Consider the following 1,703-nt stretch of genomic DNA (forward strand, 5'->3'; position numbering starts at 1 on the left):
TTCACGAGGGGGAACTGTGAACGAAATAAGGGCTCTACGGTCCGTTACCGTTACAGACAACATAACACCTGAGCTTTTTATGAAGCACTCAACCATTGCATGCATACGTCAAACGAGATAAACTAAGCTCAAATCGGACGTGAAGCACACGCCGTCTTGATACCTCGCCCCTTAGTGGTGAAAAGGTATCGGGACGGCGTTTTTGTTTTCACAATTGGAGAAAGGTGGAGATGGGATGAAATTTGAACAAGCATTTGATGCGTGGATGGCACAACAAATGGAGGAGGAGAAGAATCCTAGACGATTGGAGCTCCTCAAAAAGGGGTTGGGGCACGGCACCATGGAGTTTTTGAGGTTCGTATGGTTCCCTGCCGTTGGACAATTTGATCACTTATACCCGGAGTGGGAGGTACGCGACTTTAATAACGGTTACCGATACTTGGACCTCGCTTATCTCCCAGGGGCAGGCTCGGCTAAGGGAGCGATTGAGATTCAAGGATACGGCCCCCATGCAAGAGATCTAGATGTCCGACGTTTTAAAGATTTATGTTGGCGTCACAGTTTATTGGCTTTGGATGGTTGGACGTTACTCCCTATCGCTTACTTGTCTATTGTAGAGGAGCCGAAGCAATGCCAACAGCTGGTCCTGTCTTTTGTCGGCAAATTCATGACCCTTGCAGTACAACCAGATTTAGATTGGCTTGAGGCGGAAACAGTACGTTTTGCGAGACGTCTGCTACGGCCCTTTAGTCCATTGGAACTTTCGGAGCATTTGCGGATTACGGATCGACACGCCAGACGCATATTGCACGGGTTAGCTCAAAAACAGCAATTATCTGTTGCAAGCGGGAAGCACCGATATCGGACATATTGTCTTGTGCGTTGAGAAGCGGGGGTCGGGCAACTTCCAGCAGTGGATTTGCCGTATGGTGGGTCTACCTATATGTGATGTGAGACGTGGCTCTCTGCTCCGGATTTCTAGCTAAGATGAACGTAAACAAAAGACAGCCCTCCAAATTGCTACATCTCGTAGGTTAAAATGGAAAGTGTAAACCAAACCATTTCAGAGCTACATAGCAAAGGAGAGCTGATACTATGTAGTCTACCACAAAATTCGTCGGTTTAGATGTATCCAAAGAAAAAATTTCGGTTGCGATTGCAGATGTGGGTGGGGAGTCACCCCGCTATTATGGGACTATCCCTCATACGGCGGCGGCATTACGCAAACTTATCAAGGAACTGGGTCCGGCCGAAAACCTCTCGTTTTGTTATGAGGCCGGTCCCACAGGCTATGAAACTTACCGGTGGATTACTTCCATGGGAGCCGAGTGCGTTGTCATTGCGCCTTCACTTATTCCCAAACGCCCCGGCGACCAAGTGAAAACAGATCGACGGGATGCGGAGCAACTCGCACGTTTGTATCGTGCAGGAGAACTCACTCCCATTTACGTCCCCGAGCGGGAAGATGAGGCTCTGCGAGAATTGGTTCGCGCCCGGGAAACGGCCAAGGAAGATGCCCATCGGGCTCTTCAGCGGATCTTGAAGTTCCTGCTTCGTCACCAGATTGAACCGCCAGCCACCATAAAGCGTCGCTGGACCAAGAAGTATCGCGTCTGGTTAGGGCAGCTTACGTTCCCGTATGAGTCCGTGCACGTGGCATTCAGTGAAATGCTTCATGCCTTAGATGAAATCGAGCAGCGCAA

The 1,703-nt window shown here is 49.6% G+C and carries 2 protein-coding genes; both read left to right on the forward strand.

Annotated features, from left to right (window positions below; genetic code table 11):
- Positions 1-235 precede the first annotated feature (235 nt).
- The gene (locus M3G15_RS21275) at positions 236-886 is read left to right on the forward strand and encodes a hypothetical protein (protein WP_036645353.1); all 651 of its coding nucleotides are present in this window, start codon (positions 236-238) and stop codon (positions 884-886) included.
- Between the two features lie 269 nt (positions 887-1,155).
- Positions 1,156-1,703 (forward strand): IS110 family transposase (locus tag M3G15_RS21280; RefSeq protein WP_260072013.1); only part of this gene is annotated, 548 nt, incomplete at its 3' end.

Source organism: Paenibacillus sp. p3-SID1389 (assembly GCF_025151705.1).
Taxonomy (GTDB): Bacteria; Bacillota; Bacilli; order Paenibacillales; family Paenibacillaceae; genus Fontibacillus; species Fontibacillus phoenicis.

Excerpts from the sequence above, each read along its gene's own strand:
- M3G15_RS21275 (WP_036645353.1), top strand. The coding sequence starts at position 236 with ATGAAATTTGAACAAGCATTTGATGCGTGGATGGCACAACAAATGGAG.